Below are 23,601 nucleotides of genomic sequence, written 5' to 3' on the forward strand. Positions count from 1 at the left end.
TATTAAAGTTCTTCTCCAAGTTTAGACAAGACCTCATCCATGTCGGTAAAATGTTGTTGCGAATTTGCTGCGTAAAACATTTGGTTACCACCCGTAATTATAATAACCTCATCATCATGGTTTCCGTAAAATTGTATTCCTTCAAGCCATTGTTTAAATGACACTGCTTTGTCTGAATAATTTTTGATGATAAAATCAAGATCCGTAGGCTCTATTTCATAAAATGTATTATCTGGAAATTCCAACGCAAAACCAGCCTGAAGAAAAGCCATTGCAGTAAAAAAATCGGTTAAGGTTTTGGTTTCCAAATTCCATTCTTCCTGATCATAACTCATGTAAACCGGCGGATTCGGAATCGACAAATCGTCTTTATGAATTCCCCAAACACAAGCACGCTGATTTTCGGTATAAAAAATCAAATAGTCGTTATCTTTATAATACTGAAAACGTTCCGGAATTATTAAATAATCCTGAGTGTAGTTTAGATTTTGAATCTTCCCCAATTCCCTATAATAATCAGTGAAAACTTCTGGAAGATCTCCAAAAATATCTTTTACAGCCTGAATTTCATTTTCAGCAAAACCATTAGATTCAGTGATGCCAAAAAGCTTTTTTATTATAGAGAAGTCTGTCATTCTAATCTAGGAATTATTTACGTCTTTCGAGAAAAAAACGTTTCATAAGATCTGCAGCTTCATTGGCCATTACGCCGGAAACTACAGTAGTTTTTGGATGCAGTTTTGTTCCCATTGCCAAAAAACCTCTTTGTTCGTCTCGTGCTCCAAATACAATTTTAGAAATCTGGCTCCAGTACAAAGCTCCTGCACACATTTGACAAGGTTCAAGCGTAACATACAAAGTACAATCTTTTAAATATTTACCGCCTAGAAAGTTTGCTGCTGCGGTTATCGACTGCATTTCGGCATGAGCCGTAACATCATTTAGTAATTCGGTTAAATTATGACTTCTTGCAATTACTTTATCGGCAACAACAATTACAGCTCCAACAGGAATTTCGCCTTTTTCATAGGCCATTTCTGCTTCCTGCAAAGCTTTTTTCATGAAATACTCGTCGGTAAAAGGATTTATCATAATTGCAAAAGTAAAACTTTACATTTTAATTTTTATTACATTTAAACTTTGAAATTCAAACATGGAAAGAAAATACAAAATAACTACTCAAACCAAGTATTATATCATTTTTTTACTGCCGTTGTCTGTAGTTATCGGAACAATTCTATTCAGCTGTCAAAATAAAGAAGATAAAAACCTGAAAGTTAAAAATGCCCAAACTGTAAAAGATACCATTAAAAAAAAGCAAATGGTTTCTAAAGAAATTTCAATAGATAGTAACAACACCGACCGCACTATTGTTCCAACATCATCTAAAATAAATCACGTCGAACTTAAAAATGCAACACCAATAACTGAAAAAGAAATTACAGACATCAAAACCTCAAAGTCCGATAAATCAAAAAAAGAAGATTCTTCGGTGCCTGTAAAATCTCCTTCAAATTCTAACGCCGAATTCCCAGGCGGTATTGACCAATTTCATAGCTTTTTTATGAAAGAATACAAAAAGCCAGAAAGCGTAAATTATTGGAAACTCAATTTTACACTTGCATTTGCAGTCGAAAAAAATGGTTCAGTTTCTTTTCTTGAATGCTCTCCAGCGGTTGAAGAACCTTTGGAAAAAGAAATTATCCGAGTTTTGAGTTTATGCCCTAAATGGATGCCCGGAGAATCAAATGGAAAAAAAATCAGAATGCAATATTCTGTTCCTATTTTATTGAAATAAGACTCCGCAAGGAAATTAAATTTAAAACCGTAAATTTGCTTTTTACCTTACAATGAAAAGCAATTTACTTTCTAACATACAAAATCCTGCTGATTTACGTCTTCTAAAAGAAGAACAGCTTACTCAGGTTGCTCAGGAACTCCGCCAGTTTATTATTGATGTTGTTTCTGTAAAAGAAGGACATTTGGGAGCGAGTTTAGGCGTAATTGAATTGACAATCGCACTGCATTATGTTTTTAATACACCCGATGATTTATTGGTTTGGGATGTTGGGCATCAGGCTTACGGACATAAAATTTTAACCGAAAGGAGAGAAATTTTCCATACCAATAGACAAATAGACGGGATTTCCGGTTTCCCAAAAAGAGACGAAAGTGTTTATGATACTTTTGGCGTTGGGCATTCTTCTACTTCTATTTCGGCAGCACTCGGGATGGCGATTGCTTCAAAACTAAAGGGCGATATCAATAAACAGCATATTGCGGTTATTGGAGATGCTTCAATCGCAAGCGGAATGGCTTTTGAAGGTTTAAATCACGCGGGAGTTACAGATGCTAATATCTTAGTAATTTTAAACGACAACGCTATTGGAATTGATCCTAGTGTTGGGGCTTTAAAAAAATATCTGACTGCGGTTAAAAACGGAAAAAATCCGAAACAGAATAATATTATAAAATCACTGAATTTCGATTATTCGGGGCCTATTGAAGGACATGATTTTCCAGCTTTGATTAAAGAATTAAACAGGCTGAAAAAAATAAAAGGTCCTAAATTTCTTCACATTGTTACTACAAAAGGAAAGGGTCTGCAACAAGCCGAAGAAAATCAGGTAAAATACCATGCTCCTGGAAAGTTCGATGCTTCAACGGGAGAAATTCATTTAAAACAAGAAGAAAATCTTCCTCCAAAATTTCAGGATGTTTTTGGCTTAACGGTTTTAGATTTAGCCAAAAAGAATGAAAAAATAATAGGAATCACGCCTGCAATGCCATCTGGAAGTTCTTTAAAATTTATGATGGATGAACTGCCGGATCGTGCTTTTGATGTTGGAATTGCAGAACAGCATGCCGTAACTCTTGCTGCAGGAATGGCAACGCAGGGAATGATTGTTTACTGTACTATTTATTCGACTTTTTTACAGCGCGCTTACGATCAGGTTATTCATGATGTGGCTTTGCAGAATTTACCTGTCATTTTTTGTCTGGACAGGGCAGGTTTAGTTGGCGAAGACGGCGCCACGCATCATGGTGTTTTTGATATTGCTTATCTGCGCTGCATTCCTAACCTGATTATTTATGCGCCAATTAATGAAATTGCGCTTCAAAATATTTTATATACTGCCCAATTGGGTCTGAATAATCCTATTGCTATACGATATCCGAGAGGGCGCGGCTTTGTGCCTGATTGGGAAGTAGAAAATTTCGGACATTATGAAAAAATTAAAATCGGCGAAGGAAATTGTCTAAAAAACGGTACAAAAACAGCCGTTTTATCTACAGGAACAATTGGAAATAATGTAATTCAGGCTTTAGCCGAATGCGAAAATGCAGCAACTCTTGCCCATTACGACTTTCCATTCATTAAACCTTTGGATATCAATTTATTAAACACTATTTTTTCAACTTTTGAAAACATTATTACAATAGAAGATGGTGTGAAAAATGGTGGTTTTGGAAGCGCCGTTTTAGAATTTGCGGCTTTAAATAACTATAAAAATAACGTCGAAATTTTAGGTATTCCTGATGTGTTTATTGAGCACGGAACCGTACCGCAACTGCAACAATTGTGTAAAATTGACGTTAAAAGTTTAATAAATCTTTTTTCTAACGGCACAAAATAATTATTTTGCGGCACCATAAAAAAAAACTAAAATCAATGAAATTATTACGTTCCACCTTCTTGCTTTTGTTGCTTTTGTGTACGTCAAAGAATTTTGCACAAATTATACAAACAACATTAGACCCAAATCAACAGCCTAAACCACCTTCTAACTGGACTAAAAAAAATCAGCTTGGTTTTGACATTTCTGAAATCGCATTTGTAAACTGGAGTGCGGGGGGAACAAGTTCTATTTCGGGTTTATTTAAAGGCGAATTTGGAAGAACTTACATAAAAGGCAATCATAAGTGGTTCAACGAGATGATCGTTAAATATGGTTTAAATAAACAAGACGGTACAGAACTTAGAAAAACAGATGACGCTCTTTTAATCAATTCAACATACGGATTTAGAAAAGATACGATTTCAAATTGGTATTATTCGGCTAAGTTTAATTTCAATACGCAATTTACAAACGGTTACAATTATCCAAATCGTGATATTGCAATCTCTAAGCCTTTCGCACCAGCTTATGTATTCCTTGGAGCCGGAGCTGAGAATTCAAACAAAAAGAAAAACAGAACTTTTTACTTCTCTCCTATTACATTAAAAACTACTTTGGTTTTAGATCAATATTTAGCAAATCAAGGTTCTTTTGGTGTTAAAAAAGCGATATATGAGCCAGATCCTTTAGACCCAAACAATCAAATTTTGGTTAAGGAAGGGCAAAAAGTAAAAGCGGAATTTGGTATCCTTCTTACGGGATATATGAAAAACGAAATCTATAAAAACATTTTTTACGAAAACAGATTAAGCTTGTATACGGATTATTTAAACCGTTTTGGAAATGTCGATGTCGATTATGATACTCGTTTGGATCTTGTGGTAAATGCTTATGTAAAAGCAAATATTGGAGTTCACTTAGTGTATGATGATGATATTAAAACTAAAAAAGATGTGATTGATCCTGCAACAGGAGCAAAATCTCAGGTTAACGACGGACCGAGAGCTCAGTTAAGACAAGTTTTAGGAGTTGGTTTAGTTTATGCTTTTCAATAAATAACAACATTTCATATAAAAAAAACAGCCCGTAAAATATTTTACGGGCTGTTTTTTATGGTATAATCAGGTTTTAATTCTTTTTTCGTCCCTGAATCATTTCGTATAATTCTAATGCATTCCCATCTGTTAAAAGAGAAACATAATGACAGATATGAAGCAGGCGCTCATATAAATTGCCTTTGTCTAAATGGTGCTTTTCCGGCAGCATTTTCAGGATCAATTTATCATAATTTGAAGCCGTTCCTTCGTATTTGTTATTAAATGCCGTGATAAACTTATCCAGCAATGTTTGAATGATTTGATAACCTACAATTTCTTTCTCGATAACTTCACGGCTCTGATAAATTTTTTCAACACTCAAGTTGATGATATCATTCATCTGTGCTTTGTATTTGCTTTTATCCGTTAGGGCAAAAGGAAAATTTCCAGCCATAATGGCTTCTTCATTTTCTATAAAAACATCTACAGCATCATTAATTAAAGCTCCAATGGCCAAAGCACGCAAATAACTAATTCTGTCCTCTTTTGTTTCCAGTAATTTGTATTTAGCAACGCCGATATTATCTTTTACAAGTTTGATTAAATATTCTAAAGCATAATCTTCAGATACTAAGCCTAAATTTATTCCGTCTTCAAAATCGATAATCGTGTAGCAGATATCATCTGCTGCTTCGACTAAATAAGCCAAAGGATGTCTTTCAAAACCTATATCTCCATCTTCTTTATTGGCGATTAATCCCATATCAGCAGCGACTTCTTCAAAAAAAGCTTTGTCTGTCTGGAAGAAACCGTATTTTTTATCTGCAATATTATTGGTTGGCTTTTTCGGAAGACTTTCTTTTGGATATTTCATAAAAGCACCTAAAGTAGCGTATGAAATTCGAAGTCCGCCTTCGATTCCCGGACGGCTTGCCGTTAATACCGAAAATCCATTGGCATTTCCTTCAAAATCAATTAGATCCTGCCATTGTTTTGCCGTTAGTTTATCTTTAAATTTTAATCCTTTTCCGGTAGAGAAATATTCTCCAATTGCTTTTTCTCCAGAATGTCCAAAAGGCGGATTCCCTATATCGTGCGCCAAAGATGCTGCTGCAACAATAGCTCCAAAATCATTCATGTGATAACCGTGAACTTCTTTTAAATCAGGATATTTTTCGATTATTTTTTTTCCTACCAAACGTCCTAAAGACCTTCCTACAACCGAAACTTCTAAACTATGCGTTAATCTGGTGTGTACGAAATCTGTTTTAGAAAGCGGAATTACCTGAGTTTTATCTTGTAAAGATCGAAACGCAGCCGAAAAAATAATTCGGTCATAATCGACCTCAAAACCTAATCGTGTATCGTCTTGTTCTACACGTAATCTTTTGTTTGTATCGCCTTGACGTTTTAATGATAAAAGTTGTTCCCAGTTCATTTGTTATTTTAGATTTCAGATTGTAGATTTTAGATTTCTCATCTAAACGTCAAAAATACGTTTTATTTAGGATTTCAGTCAACAAAATAGACGAATTAAAATAGGATTTTCTACATCTTCAGGCTAACACAACTTTCTATTTTAGGATTACATTTTTGAAGTATTTATTAAAAATTGCCAATACTTCTGCTTTACTTTCGGCTGTTGGCGCGGGAGTATCTTTAAGCAGATAGTTCATTTTAAGGAGTTCCCATTTTTGAGATCCAAGTTGGTGAAAAGGGATAATTTCGACACGTTCGACTGTTTTGTAAGAGGTAAAATGTTGTGCCCATTCTTCCAGATATTGCGGTTGATCTGTCCAGCCGGGAACTAAAACATATCGCAGCCACATTGGTTTACCGGTAGATTCTCGATAAGCTGCAACTTCTAATGTGTTTTTATTGGTTAAACCCGTTAATTGATGGTGTATTTCGTCGTTGATGTGTTTTACATCTAACAATAAAATATCTGTATTATCAAAAAGTTCTTGTGCCTGATTGTTGTTTAGTCTGCCGTTTGTATCAAGGCAAGTATTGATTCCTTCTTCATGCAGACGTTTAAAGAAATGAATTAGTTTATTTCTTTGAAGCAAGGGTTCTCCGCCCGAAACTGTAACACCGCCTGTTTTTCCAAAATAACTTTTTTGACGAATCGCTCTTTTTACCAATTCTTCAATTTCTACCAAAGAACCTCCTTTAACATCAAGCGTATCTGGATTTTGGCAATACAAACACCTAAACTGACATCCCTGAACAAACACAACCATTCTTATGCCGGGTCCGTCATGAGTTCCAAAAGTTTCAAGAGAATGTATTCTTAAATGATCCGGATCGTCAATATTTAGTTGAGCAGCATCAATATCTTGCAATGGAAAATACATAGTTTTTTAATAAAATTAAATAAAAAATAGGCTGGCGAATCCCAGCCAGCCTATCTAAACTTTTCATAGCCTGATTACATGGCTTCATGAAAAGTACGCGCTATAACTTCGAGCTGATGTGCTCTCGATAATCTCACAAAATTAACAGCATAACCCGAAACTCTTATGGTCAATTGCGGATGATTTTCGGGATGATTGTAGGCATCCTGAAGCGTTTCGCGATTTAATACGTTTACATTTAAATGATGCGCCATTTGTTCAAAATAGCCATCCAGAACGTTTACTAAATTGCTTACTTGTTCTTCTCTGGTGTCTCCTAAAGATTTCGGAACCATTGAAAAAGTATTCGAAATACCGTCTTGTGCATCGTTATAATCTAATTTTGCAACAGAATTTAAAGAAGCAATAGCACCGCTCGAATCACGTCCGTGCATTGGGTTTGCTCCCGGTGCAAAAGACTCGCCATCTTTACGTCCGTCAGGAGTAGCGCCTGTATTTGTTCCGTACATTACATTTGAAGTAATAGTTAATAACGAAAGCGTTGGCGTTGCATTTTTATAGGCTTCATGACGTCTAAGTTCATTAATAAAGAAAGACGTTATTTCCTTAGCAATCGAATCTACTCTGTCATCATCATTACCAAACTTAGGATAATCTCCTTCGATATTAAAGTCTACCGTAAGTCCGTTTTCATCTCTTACAGGTCTTACAGTTGCATATTTTATGGCAGATAAGGAATCGGCAATAATAGAAATTCCTGCTGCTCCATAAGCAATATCCACATGCGGATCTGAATCGATCAAGGCCATTTGCGCTCTTTCGTAATAATACTTATCGTGCATATAATGAATAATATACATTGATTTAGCATATACTCGAGCTAGCTCTTTAAGGGCATTTTTAAACGCAATGTTTACTACTTTATAATCTAATACTTCGTCGTTTATAAACGGAATATCTTTCATGATTAAGGTACCGCCACGTTCTTCTCGTCCTCCGTTTAAGGCAATTAATAAAGCCTTAGGAAGATTGGCACGTGCTCCAAAATGCTGAATTGATTTACCTATTTCCTGATGAGAAACACAACAGGCGATTCCGTAATCATCAGAACCTCTGGTTGTTCTCATTAAATCGTCGTTTTCATACTGGATAGACGATGTATCGATTGAAACCTGTGCACAGAAATCTTTAAATCCCTGCGGAAGATCTTCTGACCATAAAACGGTTAAATTTGGTTCTGGTGATGCACCTAAGTTGTATAAGGTTTGCAGAAATCTAAAAGATGTTTTGGTCACTTTTGTTCTTCCGTCATTAAACATTCCGCCAATACATTCTGTAACCCAGGTTGGATCTCCTCCAAATATTTCATCGTAAGCACCAGGTCGTAAATGACGAACCATTCGCAGCTTCATCACAAATTGATCTACTAATTCCTGAGCTTCCTCTTCTGAAATTAATCCTTCTTTTAGATCTCTTTCTATGTAAATGTCAAGGAATGATGAAACATTTCCTAATGACATTGCAGCTCCATCTTGCTCTTTTACAGCAGCCAAGTAAGCAAAATAAACCCATTGCACTGCTTCTTTTGCATTTTGTGCAGGACCCGAAATATCAAATCCATAATCTGCAGCCATTATAAGCATATCCTGCAGGGCACTGATTTGAGACGAAATTTCTTCGCGCAAACGAACTTTATGTTCGGTCATTTCTCCCGAAACCTTTGCATGATCTTCTCGTTTAAAAGCAATAAGCTGATTTACTCCGTACAAAGCCATACGACGGAAATCACCTATAATACGTCCGCGGGCATAATTATCAGGTAAACCTGTTAAAATGTGTTTAGAGCGGTAATCTCTAATTTCTTTATCATAAGCGTCAAAAACTTTTTCGTTATGATTTTTAGCATAATTAAAAATGTCCAAAACTCGGTCTGACACTTCTAGTCCTCTTTCCTTTACAGCAGATTCTACTAATTTAATACCGCCAAAAGGTTTCATTGCACGCTTTAACAGCTGGTCAGTCTGCAAGCCTACAATAACTTCATCTTCTCTATTAATATAACCGGGTTGAAATGAATTTATGGTTGAGATAGTTGTTACATCTATTGCGAGACATCCGTTATTGGCGCGTTCTTTTAAAAGCTCGGCTTTACAGATATTCCACAAGTTTGTAGTTTTTAGTGATGGCCCGGCTAAAAAAGAGGCATCTCCTTTATAAGGAGTAACATTTTTTAATACAAAGTCCTGAACATTTAATGTTGTTTCCCATTTTCCGGGTGTAAATACATTTTTTTTGACACTTGTTTCCATAACTCAAATTTGGTTTTTATATAGATTTATTGTACTCAAATTTCGTCAATTAAAACATCTAAAAACATGACATAAATCAGCAATTCTTATTTTTTGAATAAAAAATTAAATTATTCGTAATTTAACACCGTTGATTTTGTCAATACGCACAAAATTGAAGTCAAAAATAATGTGCTGCCAAAAAAGTAAAAAATCACCGTATAATCTTTAGTAAGCGAAATGAGCCACGGTCCTGCAAAAGCTGCTGCCGACCATGCTGTTAATATAAAACCAAACGGTGTACTCATTTTGTATGGTCCGTAAACATCTTTAGCAAATGCCGGCATAGTGGCAAATGCACCTCCATAACAGCTTATAATAATAAAGACCATGGCTTGAAATAAGACCGAATTATTGGTTTGGCTTAATACTAAAAAGCAGAAAGTTCCAATGACAAAAAACAGAAAGAAGGTAGACCATCTGCCAATTTTATCTGATATACTGGACCAAAACAATCTGCCAAATCCATTAAAAAAGCCAATTAAAGCAACAAAATTAATCGCCTGTTTATCATTAATATGAATAATTTCTTTGGCCATTGGCGCTGCAATCGAAATTAAGGCAATACCACAGGTTGTGTTTAAAAACAATAACATCCAAAGAATATAAAAACGATTATCCGTTAATAATTCCTTTATTGGCATCCCTGCTTTTTTTGCGGTCCAATCTTCAATTTCTGAAGAAGCTGGAAGTGAAAGACAAAATGAAGAACCTGCCATTAATAAGAAATAAACAGTGCCTAAAAAGTAGAAAGCTCCCGAAACCCCGAAACATTCTATTAAAGGTAAAATAAGCCGAGACGCAATAATAGACCCAACGGCAAATGACATTATAACCAATCCGCCGGCAAATCCCGGTTTTTGCGGAAACCACTTTACAACTACCGAAACCGGCGTAATATATCCAAAGCCTAAACCTATTCCGCTTATTACTCCAAAAAACAAATAAAATAAACTTAGTGATTGTATGGCAATAGCCAATCCGCTTCCAATTAAGCCAATACCAAAAAAGAAAGCCGCGAGTAATCCTGCATTTTTGGGACCAATTTTACGAACAAACTTTTGCATAAAAGCCGCTGTAAGCCCCAGAAAACAAATGGCTAAACTAAAGGAAAGTTTTAATTGATTACTGTCCCAGTTATTAAGCGTATGAATGGGATTGATCCAAACACTGTATGCGTAAATAGAACCTATGGATAATTGCAGCATCATTCCCGCTGTAACAATTGTCCATTTATTTTTTTGTTTCATAAGCTCATGCATTTATTGGTTAACCTAACAAATGTATAAGCCGGGATTTACAAAAAATGTGATTTTTATCTTGTTTTCAATTAAAAAAAGAAAAAAATACGAAATCGATTTTTACAATAAAACGTCTAGAATTCCAGCGCTGTTTTTTATGCCAACAAGTGAGACCGAATTGAGTTATGATTCGTTTCGGTTTGACTTCTGTTGACATTATTTTTTTATTATATCTAATGAGTTGTAATAAAAAAGCATCCGCGTGGCGGATGCTTTTTCTGAAATTGAATATAATCTAAGATTAGAAGTTTTTAGAAATTCCAATACTTGCTGTTTTACCAAAGTTGAAATTAAACTTGCTTACATCTGGACCGTTGTTATCATAATTCAATGTTTCGTATCCTAAACCACCAATGCTAAAGTTAAGACCAAAACCATTTTTCATGTTAATGAAAAGAGCTGGAACTACACCAATATACATTCCGTCTGCTTTGTATTTTGTGTAGTTTGATCCAACGTAATCTTTTTCAGTTTGATTTTGGAAACCAGCTCCTAAATCTGCGAATACTGAGAAAGTTTGGCTTAATGGCATTGTGTAACGTACAAATGCACCAAATTTAGAACTGTTTGTTTTATATTCATTTACACCTTGATCATCTTTTGAAGAAGCAACTGTAAACTCACCTCCAACTGTCCAGTTTTCGTGAAATTGGTAACCTACTTTTGGAGAAAAAGCAAATTCGTTTGATTTTCTTTCAGCATTACCGAAATCTCTTGTTTCAGAAGAATAAGAGATGTTTCCACCTACTAATACTGTTCCTTTTTGTGCGTTTGCAAAACTGCAGATAGCCAAAGCAGCCATCACTAAAATTTTTTTCATAATTTGGGTATAATTTATTTTAGCATTCCTTTAACAATAACGATGCCGTGAATACTGGGTCTCTCGATTTTTTTATAATTATTTTAAGAGATGAATTTTTAGCAATCGAGCGTATTTCTGTTTACTTTTGTAACAAATAAAAAGTCATGTCGATAGAAGTAAACAGTATATCAAAAAGTTACGGAGAGCAAAAAGCTTTAAATAAAATTTCTTTTAAAATTGAGAAAGGAGAAATCGTAGGATTTCTTGGTCCAAACGGAGCCGGAAAATCTACTTTAATGAAAATTTTGACCACTTATTTACTTGCCGATAGTGGCTCAGCCCTTGTAAATAGCCATGATGTCATGACAAGCCCAAAATTGGTGCAACAATCAATAGGATATTTACCAGAGCATAATCCGTTATATTTGGATTTGTATGTTCGTGAGTATTTGGCTTTTAATGCCGATGTTTACAAAGTGCCAAAGTCAAGAATTGAAGAGGTAATTCAACTGACAGGACTGACACCGGAAAGCCATAAAAAGATTAGTCAGCTCTCAAAAGGGTACCGCCAGCGTGTGGGACTTGCCAATGCATTACTACATAATCCTGATGTTTTAATTTTAGATGAACCAACTACGGGTCTGGATCCGAATCAGTTAATGGAAATTCGAAATGTAATCAAAAATGTGGGTAAAGATAAAACGGTTTTTTTATCCACTCACATCATGCAGGAAGTTGAAGCTATTTGCGATCGTGTCATAATTATTGACAAAGGACAAATCGTAGCCGACAATAAATTAGATCATTTAGTGGCTGCCAATAAAGAACAAGTTATTGAAGTTGAGTTTGATTATCAGGTAGAAGAACAGCTTTTGGCAAGATTAGAAAATATCTCGTCATACAAAAATACGCATGACATGACTTGGGAACTGACTTTTGTTACCGAAAAAGATATGCGTCCGGCAATTTTTGACTTTGCCAACGAAAATGGTTTAAAGACTTTGCAATTGAATCAAAAAAATAAAAACCTCGAAGCTGTTTTTAGAGAAATTACTAAATAAGTTTTTAGTCTCAGTCTCAGTTTACAGTCTCAGATTTCAGTCTCAGTTTACTTATAACCCAATTTATTTCTAGGAATAAATTGGGTTTCTTTTTTAGTTTTTCTTATTTCTCTTAATAATTAGATTTCATTTTTCAATCCTTAACAACTCGTTATCAAACGATTGATATTCTTTCGTGCAATTTTTAACTATTTTTATTTAGACTTGTTATAAATAGTGTTATATTTGCGATCACAAACTCAATAATACCACAGAAATGTCATCTCTATTCGATCATATAAAAATGTTTTTCTTTTCAATTTTAAATCAAACCGAAAGCTTTCAAAAAAAACTTTCGGATAAAATTGAGCAAATCGTTTTACAATAATATTAAGCCTATACACCAATTAAAAGCCCAAAACGACATGAAAAATATTTTAACCTCAATTATGCTGGCATTTTCCGTATACTCCTACTCGCAGACTGAGCAGGAAAATGACAGTATAGTTGAGACATCGATAAATGTTTTAGATGAAATTTTAATTACAAAAAAGAAAGTTTTATATACTCAAAAATCAGATCGATTGGTTTTTAATGTTGAAAATAGCATTGTATCTGAAGGCGGAACCGCATTAGATGTTTTATCGCGTGCTCCCGGTGTGGTCGTTTCTCAAGACGGCGACTTGTCTATTCGTGGACAACAAGGCGTTGCGGTTATGATAAACGGTAAACTAACGCAGCTTTCGCAAAAAGAACTGGCGAATTATTTAAAATCGACTACTTCATCTAATATCAAACAAATCGAAGTGATAACAAATCCTTCGTCTAAATATGATGCAGCCGGAAAAGCCGGAATTATCAATATTATCCTCAAAAAGCCAAGTACTTCCGGGTTAAAAGGAACTGCTTTTACCAGTTATGCCAGAGGCCGAAAAAACAGAACCAATTCTGGGGTAAACTTAAGTTACAACAAAGATAAATTGGGTATTTACGGTAATTACAGCTATACTTTTAGAGGCGAAGAAGAACGTAAAAAATTCAATCAGACGCAATATACAGACCAGACTCGTCAGCAGGTTTCGACTACAAATTATCAAACTTCGATTACAGATGAACCGCTAACTTCGAACAATTTTAAAATTGGAACGCAATACGAGATTTCTCCAAAAACAAATATTGAAGCTTATCTTGATGCAAAAATCGGACAATATGAAAATATAGCCAATGGTACAAACACGCTCTTAAACGCAATGAATCAGTCGCAGTTTGATGCTGTAACATACAATGACAGTAAAGAAAAATGGTTTGATTATACCTATGCTTTCTCTGGAGTGCATAAATTTAATACTGAAGGAAAAAACATGTCTTTTGATTTTGAATATGAAACCTCAAAATTCAGGTCCAACCAGTTTCAAAGTGCGAATGATGTAATAGGTACAACAGACATTAACGATCGTAGAGGTTATATCCCTTCGCAATTAAGAGTTTTTACAGGAAAAGTAGATTTCACTAATCCTTTAAAAGAAAAACAATCTATTGAATGGGGTTTTAAAGCCAGCATAAAAAATAACGATAATCCATCGGTTTACGAATATTACCAGAATAATCAATGGCTGATTGATCCTAATTCGACTAATCATTTTGAATATAAAGAACAAATTTATGCGGCTTATGTCAATTATAAATATCAACTTGGAAATTTAAATATTCAAGGTGGTTTAAGAACTGAATATACGGCGATCGATATTTTGCAAAAAACATTAAATGAAGAACACAAAGACGATTATTTAAAATGGTTTCCGAGTCTTTCTTTAAAATATGAATTTACGAGTAATCATTCTGTTCATGCTTCATACAGCAAAAGAATCAACAGACCAAGCCAGTTCGATTTGAATCCGTTTCGTTTTTATGATGATTCATTCAATTATTCGCAGGGAAATCCAAACCTGATTCCTGAAATCACATACGCAGCAGAAATAGGATATGCATGGAAAAGCGCTTTTATGGCTTCGCTATATTTTAATACAACAAAAGATGTTTTTACGGAGGTTTATGTTTATAACCCGGAAAATAACACCACGATTACATCGCAGATTAATGTTTCAAAATCATATAACTATGGAGCCAACATTACACATACGGCTGAGCTTGCCAAATATTGGTCTGTAAATACCTTGTTTAATGTTTTTGAAAATAGATTTATGGGTAACGTTCTTAATTCAACTACAATTGAACCCATTGTAACGTTGAACTTAAGTGTACAAAACTCGTTTACAATAACCGAAAGTTTAAAAGCAGAAGCAAATGCACAATACCAATCAAAATCAAATCTGGGGGTATATCAAAGAGATGGATTCTTTGATTTAAGCATTGGAGTTTCGAAACAGGTTTTGGCCGGAAAAGGAAATATTAAATTAAATTTCACCGATGTTTTTAACACAAATAACTTTTACATCAACTCAGTAGTTGGACAAACGGCAATAAATAAACGATACGATCTGGATAATCGTATTGCTACATTAGCCTTTACATATAGAATTTGAATCCCCTTGAACTTGTTTTTTTGTTTTTTATTTTTTTTTGAAAGAAAAGAGCCTGCTAATTTAGACAGGCTCTTTTTATTTTGGGTTTAATACTCTAAATCGTCAAGCATCGCTTTCATTTCTTCGATTACAATTTGAATATCTTCTTCGGTTGTTCTCCAGTTTACAAATGAAGCCCTGATTCCTTTTCGGTTTTTATAAACGGTAGGTGTCATAAATACTTTTCCGGTATCATTTAATTTGGTCAAAAATGCTCCAACTTTATCCTGATTCTCCTCGCCTTTTAATGTAAAACAAACATTGTTTAAACGAATTGGAGCCATAAGCTCAAAATCGCCATTTTCAATTAGTTCATTTCCAAAATGAAGCGCCAGCAAAGTACTCTTTTCAATAATATCGCAAAATCCTTCTTTACCATAGGCTACAAGCGAAAACCAAACTGGCAATGCTCTTAAACGGCGCGAGTTTTCCGGAAGCACATTTAAATAATTAAAATTATCCAAGGGATTTCCTAAATAAGGCGCATTCGAATTCTGAAACGTTTCAATCTGCAGGTTTACGTGTTCCTTTTTAATCAAATAAAAAGCACTTTCGTAAGGAACGTTTAGCCATTTATGACAATCAATTGTAATACTGTCTGCCTTTTCCCAGCCTTGTATATAATGTTTGTATTTCTCCGAAACCGCAGCAAAACCTCCAAAAGCAGCATCAATATGCCACCAGAAATTGTATTTTTCCTTTAGATTTGAAATCGCTTCAAAATCATCAAAATCGGCTGTATTTACCGTTCCTGCACTCGAAATTAAAATAAAAGGTTTTCCGTTTAGTGCTTTGATTTTTTCTTCTAAATCAGCCATATCCAATGCTTCTCGATTTCCCTCGATTGTATTGACAACAGTATAATTCTGACTTCCAATTCCTAACATCGATAATGATTTAATAGAAGAAGAATGAGGAGTTGCAGTTAAAATATTGATCGATTCTGAAATTCCGTTTTTAGCAAAATCTTTTCCAAATTGTTTTCCAAACCATTGTCTCGCTACTCCCAGACAGGTAAAGTTAGACATTGTGGCGCCCGTTACAAATCCGCCTAAAAAAGAATCCGGAAGTTCTAACAATTGCAATAACAAATTAATAGCTTCAAATTCTATTAATGCCGAATTTCCTCCCTGCGAGCTTACTGATTGTGTATTTTGATCGTAAACCGATGCCAGCCAATCGCCTACAATAGAAGCCGGAGTTGAGCCTCCGGTTACAAATCCCCAATAACGAGGACCAGGAGACGAAACCAACAATGGCAATAATCTTTCATTAAATTCTTTTAAGGCTTCCTGAGAACCTAAACCTAATTCGTTTAAATCGCGTTTTGGGTTAATTGTATTTTTACTTGAAGTTGGAATATTCTTCAAATTATTCAAAAAGTCGATTCCTTGTTGTTTGGCTTTTTCTAAAATATTTTCGAAATCGTTTAGATCGTGTTGTAATATTGAATTCATAGAATTTTTATTTGAATGAACTGCTAATTTTGCTTCACGCATATAAAGCAGATTTAAATTTTGGAATTTGGGATTTAAAAACTTGGTTTTAAGCTACCACTTGGTTTTCTCCGAGAATCTCGAAACCATCATAGAACAAATTACGTCGCCGTTTGCATTTAATAAAGTAGCAATTGGATCAACCAGAGTTCCTAAAATCATGGCAACCGGTAAGGCTTGTTCCATTGGGAAACCATAAACGGTAATGGCCAGAATTTCGCCTATATAACCGCCGTTTGGAATTCCTCCTTCAACAATTGAAACAATTACAGTAATTCCTAAAGCTAAAAGAATCGTCATAGGATCTGTAAAATCTTTGCCAAACATGGCGAATAAAAAAGTTATTTTTAAGATGGATGACATGCTCGAACCGTCTTTGTGCAAAGGCGCACCAAGCGGAATTACCAAATTACGAACATGTGCCGGAATTCCCATTTTTTGCGCCGCTTCCAAATTGGCCGGAATGGTCGCAATACTACTGCAGGTTCCAATAGCGGTTAATGACGGCGTAATGTTATTGCTCCAGAAAACTTTAAAGGCTCTTTTCCCACCGGCAACAAGTGCGTATAGACTAAAAAACACAAAGAAATAAAAAACACAGGCTGCATAATAAACAGCCATTGGTTTTGCATAAACTCCAAACAACTGTGGTCCGAAAATGCCAACCTGATAAGCAAAATAGGCTCCCAAACCAATTGGGGCAAATTTCATTATAATGTTTAAAAGCTGTTTCATGACTTCGTTTCCGGAATCAAGAAAACTCTTAAAAGCATTTCCTTTTTCGCCAGACTGCAATGTTGCAAATCCAATTAAAAAAGAAAATATAATAAGTGCCAGCATGCTTTTTCTAGACAATAATTCGAAGAAATCATTTGCCGTAAGCAGTTTTGCTATTTGATCTCCGGCAGATCCGGATTGAATATTTTCAAACGGAACTTTAGTAATCGCTATATCCTGATGAATTGGAAAAAGATAAACCGCACAAATCATAACAATGGCCGAAATAAGAAGTGTAGCCAGGAAAACCAATACCATTACAACGAACAGTTTTCCCAGTTTTTCTGTTTTTTCTAAATTGGCAATCGAAGAACCAATGGTAAAAAAGATAAGCGGAATAATAGCGGTAAAAAGTAAGTTTAGGAAAATATCACCAAGTGGTTTTATTATCAAAACTTTTTCTCCAAAAACTAATCCAAAAATACTTCCTATTATAATACCGCCCAGAAGCAAAAGTATGCTGCTGTAATTCTGTAAAAAATTGATTTTTTTAACTTCCATAAATTTTTAGGATTATAAATTCAGCAACATAAATAAAGAATGAAAGTACTCAAAAACTGTTAGAGTTAATTATTTTTTTGCCACAGATTATGAGAATTGACACAGATTAAAAAATCCTTTTAAATCTTTTAATCTGTGGCAAAAATTATTTCTCCAAAACAATTGTTGTAAAAGCCCTGTCGACCAATTCCCCGGTTTTGCTTTTTACTTTTTCTGTCTGTGTTTCTGTGTACACAATTTGAAAAGGCGTTTTCTGAATTAAATCCTGCGCTTTTTCTGTACTGTACAATTCAAACTCAAATTGCGTAAACGGAAGTTTCTTCATGAAATCTTCTTCGGCAAATGTTAAGCAGAAATTCCCATTTGGTTTTAAAACCCTGTAAATTTCTAAAAGTAATTTTTGGGGTTCCTGCCAGAAGTAAATTGTATTTACGGTAAATATTTTATCGAAAGATTCGTCTTCAAACGGAATTTTATTTCCGTCGTAAAGCGAAAAGAAAGCTTGTTTTTGAGAGACAAAATTTCGGTTAATCTGACGCGCTTCCTGAAACATTAATTCCGACATTTCAAGTCCATAATATTTCAGATTTTCTGCTTGTTCAAACAGGAATTCAACGTGTCCGGCATTTCCGTGACCTAATTCCAGAATTTTATTCTCTTTGGATATATTTAGATTCTGAATCGAATGTTTGGTCATATTGATGTTTATTTCGTTCATCATATTCCCCATTTCGATTCCTTTCTCTCCCGTTGGATGTTTTAATTGAGAGGCAATGGCTTGTAATTCTTCTTGTTTCATAATGGTTATTTTTAAATTCCAATTAAAAAATTCCAAATTCCAACTTTTTTGTCATTCCGAGGAACGAGGAATCACACTAGAAACTCCGTAAAGTAGATCGCCAATCTTTGTCGACACCCGAGTGAGATTCCTCGTTCCTCGGAATGACAAACTATACTTGAATAACTTTGTCAAAGCTTTAAACTTTGACAAAATTCCTCGCAATGACCTTAAAAAACCTGACTCGCGATCTGGCGGATATTCTCAGATTTCCCCATTGAATAATAATGCAAAAACGGAACTCCTGCAGCTTTTAATTCTAATGACTGCTGAATCGCCCATTCTATTCCGACTTGTTTAATTTCTGCATTGTTTTTGCATTTATCAACGGCATCAATTAAATCTTCCGGCAGGTCTATTCTAAAAATCTGCGGTAAAATTTGTAAATGTCTTTGAACGGCTATTGGTTTGATTCCCGGAATAATAGGAATTGTAATTCCAATTTCTCTTGCTTTTTCTACAAAGTTAAAATATTTAGCATTGTCGAAAAACATTTGTGTTACCACATAATCCGCTCCGGCATCCACTTTTTCTTTTAATCTTTTTAAATCTGATTGTAAAGATGGTGATTCTAAATGTTTTTCAGGATAACCGGCAACACCAATACAAAAATCAGCTTTATTATCACTATCCATAAGTTCATGCAGGTATTTTCCGCAGTTTAAATCGTTAATTTGGCGTACCAAATCGATTGCAAACTTATTTCCTCCGGCTTTAGGCACAAAAGACTGTTCGTCTTTCATCGCATCACCTCGAAGTGCCATTACATTATTGATTCCTAAATACTGACAATCAACCAGCATATATTCTGTTTCTTCCTGCGTAAATCCGCCGCAAAGCAAATGCGGAACAGTATCTACATTGTATTTATGCTTTATAGAAGCGCATATTCCAAGTGTTCCCGGACGCATACGAGTCAGCTTTTTATCCAAAAGTCCGTTACCGCGGTCAATATAAATATACTCTTCGCGAGAAGTTGTTACGTCAATAAACGGCGGTTTAAACTCCATTAACGGATCGATATTATCGTATAATTCCTGAATACTTTTCCCCTTTTGAGGCGGAATAATTTCAAAAGAGAATAATGTTTTTCCTTTGGCGTTTTCTATATGCTCTGTTACTTTCATTTTTTTTAGTTGATAGTTTTTGGTTGATGGTTGATGGCTCTTATCGAACTCAACAATTACAACTTCAACTATATTAATTTTTTATAGTAGTTAATAAAACCGTTTAATAACTTTTTACAAGTTTGAATCTGTGCTAACACAATATTAAATGTATTCTCATCAATGTATTTTTGATCCAATGCCAAATAATACTGTGTTTCTAATTCATACAATGACCCTCTTGAAATATGAAGAAAGTGTATTGTGTCTTTTGATGTTTGACGCCCACAACCTTCCGCTATACAATAAATTCACCAACTTCCGCGCTTCAATCCAAACTTCCAATTTACTGTATTCCATTTTAGTTGTTCGTTAATGGTTGTTGGTTGATGGCGCTTTGAGTTCAAATCTATCAACCAAAAACCAACAACCATCAACTATGTTTTAATCTGCTATATTAGGGTTTAACCATTTCATTGCGTAATCAGTTGGAACATTGCGTCGTTTGGCGTAATCTACTACCTGATCTTCTTTTATTTTCCCGAGTCCGAAATACCTGCTTTTAGGGTTTCCAAAATAATATCCAGAAACTGATGAAGCCGGCCACATTGCCATACTTTCCGTCAAGGTTACTCCAATTTCTTCGGCTACATTTAAAAGTTTCCAGATGGTTGGTTTTTCCAGGTGATCCGGACATGCAGGATATCCTGGCGCAGGACGAATTCCTTTATAATTTTCTTTAATCAATTCTTCGTTGGTTAAAGATTCTTCGGTATCATAACCCCAGAAATCTTTACGTACTCTTTCGTGAAGATATTCGGCGAAAGCCTCAGCAAAACGATCGGCAAGCGCTTTCACCATAATCGAATTATAATCGTCTAAATTCTTTTCGTATTCCGCTGCCCATTCATCTACACCAAAACCTGTGGTTACGCAAAACGCTCCCATGTAATCGGCTATTCCGCTTTCTTTTGGCAGAATAAAATCAGCTAAAGCGATGTTTGGAGCGCCTTTTGTTTTTTGCGACTGCTGACGAAGCGTTAAGAATTTCTCCAAAACTTTTCCGTTTTCATCGCGCAATTCAATGTCGTCATCATCCACCTGATTCGCAGGGAAAATTCCGTAAATACCTTTTGCTTTTAATTTTTTCTCCGCCAAAATCACTTTCAGCATTGCCTGAGCATCTGCAAAAACCGAAGTCGCTTCTTTACCCACAACCTCATCCGTTAAAATTGCCGGATATTTTCCGTACAATTCCCAAGTCTGAAAAAATGGCGTCCAGTCGATATACGGAACCAAAACATCCAGTTCTATTTCTATGGTTTGTTTCCCAATTACTTTTGGTTTAGTCGGCGTATATTCAGACCAATCCAATGGTAATTTGTTTTTACGAGCGTCTTCAATACTTAAGAAATTCTTATCCCTCGAACGATTTAAGAATGTTTCTCTAAAAGAATCGTATTCTGCACGAATATCTTTTGCATATATTTTTCGGTTATGATCTAATAGATTTCCTGCAACAGTAACAGCTCTCGAAGCATCGTTTACGTGAATTACAGTTTCTCTATATTGCGGTGCAATTTTCACGGCGGTATGCGCACGCGAAGTCGTTGCCCCGCCTATCATAATTGGGATTTTAATATCTTGTTTGTCTAATTCTTTGGCTAAATAAACCATTTCATCAAGCGAAGGCGTAATCAGTCCGCTTAAACCAATAATATCTACATTATGTTCAATCGCCGCTGCAATAATTTTTTCAGGAGGCACCATAACACCAAGATCTACAATCTCGTAATTATTACAAGCCAAAACTACCGAAACGATGTTTTTACCAATATCGTGAACGTCGCCTTTTACAGTTGCCATCAGGATTTTTCCATTTCCTTGTTTATCTCCGGCTTGTTTGCTTGCTTCGATAAAAGGCAGTAAATAAGCAACAGCTTTTTTCATTACACGAGCCGATTTAACTACCTGAGGCAGGAACATTTTTCCGCTTCCAAATAAATCTCCAACGACATTCATTCCCGTCATCAAATTAATTTCGATAACCTCAATTGGTTTTGTCGCTGCCAAACGTGCTTCTTCAACATCTTCTTCAATAAAAGCGTCAATTCCTTTTACCAATGAATGCGTAATACGCTCCTGAACGGTTCCAAAACGCCATTCCTGAACTACTTTTTCATCACTCTTTGCTTCACCTTTTACATTTTCTGCAAAATCTAAAAGTCGTTCTGTCGCATCGTCACGTCTATCTAAAATTACGTCTTCAACGTGCTCTAATAAGTCTTTCGGAATATCATCATAAATCGTCAGCATCTCCGGATTAACGATTCCCATCGTCATTCCGTTTTTAATCGCATGGTACAAAAAAACCGAGTGCATCGCTTCACGAACCGTGTCATTTCCTCTAAAAGAAAACGAAACGTTACTTACTCCACCGCTAATATGCGCGTGCGGAAGATTCTCGCGAACCCATTTTGTTCCTCTAAAGAAATCCAAAGCATTCAATCTATGTTCTTCCATTCCCGTTGCAACCGGAAAAATATTCAAATCGAAAATAATATCCTGAGGAGGAAACCCTACTTTGTTCACCAAAATATCATACGAACGCTGACAAATCTCCACTCTACGATCGTAATTATCGGCCTGACCTACTTCGTCAAAAGCCATGATAATTGCTGCCGCTCCGTAACGTTTGATTAGTCGAGCATGATGAATAAAAGCTTCTTCACCTTCTTTTAACGAAATCGAGTTTACAACGCTTTTTCCTTGTACTACTTTCAGACCCGCTTCAATGATTTCCCATTTAGAACTATCGATCATAATTGGCACTCTCGAAATATCTGGTTCTGCAGCAATTAAATTCAAAAATTTAGTCATAGCAGTAACTCCATCAAGCATTCCTTCATCCATATTAATATCGATGATCTGTGCTCCACCTTCTACCTGCTGTCTTGCAATATCAAGCGCCTCGTCATATTTCTCTTCCTTGATTAATCTTAGGAATTTTCTTGAACCTGTTACATTCGTACGCTCACCAACATTCACGAAAACACTTTCGGGCGTAATAATTAATGGTTCTAATCCTGATAATACAAGGTCTCTTCTTTTTTCTGTCATTTTCTTTTAAGTTACTGAGATCCTAAGATGCTAAGGTTCTAAGTTTTTTTTATTCTATATTTTTTTAGGTTTTTAAACCTGTATTCTTTTAATATTTTGGGCGTGTCCCTCCGGGTCGGGCTATCCGTTACAAGTCCTCGCTCTTCCTTCGTCAGGCTGTGGGCTTTTCACTTCTATCCCTCACGCAAACTCGACTTCATCAGCCTTTTACCTATTATTTGTTCTTTTTGGAATATTTATTTCCATTTCGAATTTTCTATATATTTACAAGTTACACCTGCATCATATCTATAATATTTGACCTTTGTAAAACCTGCATTGACAAGTGAAATAGAATCTGGTTTTAATTCTTCTTTCAAAATGATATAGTGTCCTTTTTCGGGATTATCTAAATCATATTTTACTTTATAAAACTTATTTACAAGATTATAATCAACAATAGAAGCGCCTCCTAAAATCTTTTTTCCGCCAGAATAAAAACAATATCTTAAAAAATGGGATTTACCCGCTTGCTTAATTCTTAATGTAAGCCCTATTGTTTCTCCTTTAAATGTCTTTCTATATTTCTTATTCTCATTTCCTCTGTAATGTGAAAAAAGCATAAATGAAATAAGTACAACTAAAAAAACACTTGCCATGACATATCCAAGCTTATTATTGTGTTCCTCTGTCATTT

Annotated in this window: 19 protein-coding genes; 5 read left to right on the forward strand and 14 right to left on the reverse strand. The window is 35.2% G+C overall.

What is annotated here, in order from left to right:
• Window positions 1–2: 2 nt before the first annotated feature.
• Both AC1RRQ_RS05930 and AC1RRQ_RS05935 read right to left on the reverse strand, forming a co-directional pair.
• Window positions 3–635, reverse strand: a complete 633-nt coding sequence (locus AC1RRQ_RS05930; RefSeq protein ID WP_493022094.1) for a hypothetical protein — start codon at window positions 633–635, stop codon at window positions 3–5.
• Between the two features lie 13 nt (window positions 636–648).
• A complete protein-coding gene (locus tag AC1RRQ_RS05935; protein ID WP_493022095.1) occupies window positions 649–1,092 on the reverse strand; it encodes a nucleoside deaminase in 444 nt (147 codons plus the stop codon).
• 61 nt (window positions 1,093–1,153) lie between these two features.
• Here AC1RRQ_RS05935 and AC1RRQ_RS05940 point away from each other — a divergent pair, with 61 nt between their 5' ends.
• From AC1RRQ_RS05940 to AC1RRQ_RS05950, 3 genes are read left to right on the forward strand one after another with little or no spacing between them, the layout of a single operon-like run.
• On the forward strand, window positions 1,154–1,798 hold the full coding sequence (locus AC1RRQ_RS05940) for a hypothetical protein (protein WP_493022096.1): 645 nt from the start codon (window positions 1,154–1,156) through the stop codon (window positions 1,796–1,798).
• 52 nt (window positions 1,799–1,850) lie between these two features.
• A complete protein-coding gene (locus AC1RRQ_RS05945; protein WP_493022097.1) occupies window positions 1,851–3,638 on the forward strand; it encodes a 1-deoxy-D-xylulose-5-phosphate synthase in 1,788 nt (595 codons plus the stop codon).
• A 35-nt stretch (window positions 3,639–3,673) separates the two neighbouring features.
• Window positions 3,674–4,675: a DUF3078 domain-containing protein gene (locus tag AC1RRQ_RS05950; RefSeq protein ID WP_493022098.1), complete on the forward strand. Its 1,002-nt coding sequence runs from the start codon at window positions 3,674–3,676 to the stop codon at window positions 4,673–4,675.
• A gap of 73 nt (window positions 4,676–4,748) precedes the next feature.
• On the opposite strand, the gene AC1RRQ_RS05955 is transcribed toward AC1RRQ_RS05950, so the two are convergent.
• The 5 genes from AC1RRQ_RS05955 to AC1RRQ_RS05975 form a co-directional block, all read right to left on the reverse strand.
• Window positions 4,749–6,095, reverse strand: coding sequence for a deoxyguanosinetriphosphate triphosphohydrolase (locus tag AC1RRQ_RS05955; RefSeq protein WP_493022099.1), 1,347 nt, complete (start codon window positions 6,093–6,095; stop codon window positions 4,749–4,751).
• Between the two features lie 136 nt (window positions 6,096–6,231).
• Window positions 6,232–7,014 (reverse strand): pyruvate formate-lyase-activating protein, encoded by a 783-nt coding sequence (gene pflA / locus AC1RRQ_RS05960; protein ID WP_493022100.1) that lies wholly within the window; start codon window positions 7,012–7,014, stop codon window positions 6,232–6,234.
• A gap of 74 nt (window positions 7,015–7,088) precedes the next feature.
• A complete protein-coding gene (gene pflB / locus AC1RRQ_RS05965) occupies window positions 7,089–9,323 on the reverse strand; it encodes a formate C-acetyltransferase (protein WP_493022101.1) in 2,235 nt (744 codons plus the stop codon).
• Between the two features lie 110 nt (window positions 9,324–9,433).
• Entirely contained in the window at window positions 9,434–10,612 is a 1,179-nt protein-coding gene (locus tag AC1RRQ_RS05970; RefSeq protein WP_493022102.1) for an L-lactate MFS transporter, read from the reverse strand.
• A gap of 292 nt (window positions 10,613–10,904) precedes the next feature.
• Window positions 10,905–11,483 (reverse strand): outer membrane beta-barrel protein, encoded by a 579-nt coding sequence (locus AC1RRQ_RS05975; protein WP_493022103.1) that lies wholly within the window; start codon window positions 11,481–11,483, stop codon window positions 10,905–10,907.
• A 146-nt stretch (window positions 11,484–11,629) separates the two neighbouring features.
• On the opposite strand from AC1RRQ_RS05975, the gene gldA reads away from it, so the two are divergent.
• Together gldA and AC1RRQ_RS05985 are read left to right on the forward strand one after the other, a co-directional pair.
• Window positions 11,630–12,526: a gliding motility-associated ABC transporter ATP-binding subunit GldA gene (gene gldA, locus AC1RRQ_RS05980; RefSeq protein ID WP_493022104.1), complete on the forward strand. Its 897-nt coding sequence runs from the start codon at window positions 11,630–11,632 to the stop codon at window positions 12,524–12,526.
• 404 nt (window positions 12,527–12,930) lie between these two features.
• Entirely contained in the window at window positions 12,931–15,048 is a 2,118-nt protein-coding gene (locus tag AC1RRQ_RS05985) for a TonB-dependent receptor domain-containing protein (protein WP_493022105.1), read from the forward strand.
• Window positions 15,049–15,134: 86 nt separating this feature from the next.
• On the opposite strand, the gene AC1RRQ_RS05990 is transcribed toward AC1RRQ_RS05985, so the two are convergent.
• The 7 genes from AC1RRQ_RS05990 to AC1RRQ_RS06020 all read right to left on the reverse strand — a co-directional run bounded on the left by AC1RRQ_RS05990 (window position 15,135) and on the right by AC1RRQ_RS06020 (window position 23,599).
• Complete coding sequence (locus AC1RRQ_RS05990) at window positions 15,135–16,544, reverse strand: pyridoxal phosphate-dependent decarboxylase family protein (RefSeq protein WP_493022106.1); 1,410 nt, start codon at window positions 16,542–16,544, stop codon at window positions 15,135–15,137.
• A 93-nt stretch (window positions 16,545–16,637) separates the two neighbouring features.
• A complete protein-coding gene (locus tag AC1RRQ_RS05995; RefSeq protein WP_493022107.1) occupies window positions 16,638–17,861 on the reverse strand; it encodes a dicarboxylate/amino acid:cation symporter in 1,224 nt (407 codons plus the stop codon).
• A 145-nt stretch (window positions 17,862–18,006) separates the two neighbouring features.
• Complete coding sequence (locus AC1RRQ_RS06000) at window positions 18,007–18,660, reverse strand: class I SAM-dependent methyltransferase (RefSeq protein WP_493022108.1); 654 nt, start codon at window positions 18,658–18,660, stop codon at window positions 18,007–18,009.
• 209 nt (window positions 18,661–18,869) lie between these two features.
• On the reverse strand, window positions 18,870–19,826 hold the full coding sequence (gene metF / locus AC1RRQ_RS06005; RefSeq protein ID WP_493022109.1) for a methylenetetrahydrofolate reductase [NAD(P)H]: 957 nt from the start codon (window positions 19,824–19,826) through the stop codon (window positions 18,870–18,872).
• 68 nt (window positions 19,827–19,894) lie between these two features.
• The gene (locus AC1RRQ_RS06010) at window positions 19,895–20,116 is read right to left on the reverse strand and encodes a four helix bundle protein (protein ID WP_493022283.1); all 222 of its coding nucleotides are present in this window, start codon (window positions 20,114–20,116) and stop codon (window positions 19,895–19,897) included.
• A 133-nt stretch (window positions 20,117–20,249) separates the two neighbouring features.
• Entirely contained in the window at window positions 20,250–22,925 is a 2,676-nt protein-coding gene (gene metH / locus AC1RRQ_RS06015; RefSeq protein ID WP_493022110.1) for a methionine synthase, read from the reverse strand.
• Window positions 22,926–23,161: 236 nt separating this feature from the next.
• Window positions 23,162–23,599, reverse strand: coding sequence for a hypothetical protein (locus tag AC1RRQ_RS06020; protein WP_493022111.1), 438 nt, complete (start codon window positions 23,597–23,599; stop codon window positions 23,162–23,164).
• Window positions 23,600–23,601 lie beyond the last annotated feature (2 nt).

The sequence above is a fragment of the Flavobacterium sp. GW821-FHT12A05 genome, from assembly GCF_058807735.1.